The organism is Priestia sp. 10L35 (genome assembly GCF_056395685.1).
This window is the reverse complement of the sequence record NZ_JBFTKA010000056.1, coordinates 1-441: the sequence shown is the minus strand read 5'-3', so window position 1 is coordinate 441 and position 441 is coordinate 1. Positions and strand designations below refer to the sequence as shown.

Annotated in this window: 1 protein-coding gene; it reads left to right on the top strand. The window is 71.7% G+C overall.

Going from position 1 to position 441, the window contains the following annotated elements; genetic code table 11:
• The coding region (gene folB, locus AC1DEF_RS29235) for a dihydroneopterin aldolase (protein WP_477727746.1) at positions 1–417 on the top strand (417 nt) is incomplete at its 5' end.
• Between the last annotated feature and the right edge of the window lie 24 nt (positions 418–441).

Genomic DNA, 441 nt, shown 5'->3' with positions numbered 1-441 from the left:
CCCCCGCCCTTGTCCGCCTCCCCCCTCTCCGAAACGCCGTTCCCGGCGCCCGTTCTCGCCAAGGTCATCGTGACCAAGGTCTTCGTGCGCGGCCTCAAGGTCGAGGCCCAGATCGGCGTCTACGACCACGAGCACGGCCGCGTGCAGCCGCTGGTCATCGACGTCGAGCTCGACGTGGCCGCCAGCCACTGCGAGGAACTGGGCGACACGGTCAACTACGAGACCATCCGCACCGCCGCCCAGGACATCGCGGCCGCCGGCCATATCGACCTGGTCGAGACCTTCGCCGAGCGCCTGGCCCAGGCCTGTTTCGACGACCATCGCGTCACCCGCGCCCGGGTGCGGGTCGAAAAGCCCCTGGCCCTGGCCCCCCACGCCGCCGCCGCCGGCGTCGAGATCACCGCCGTCCGCGGGTGAGCGAACTTTCCCACAGCGCCCGCC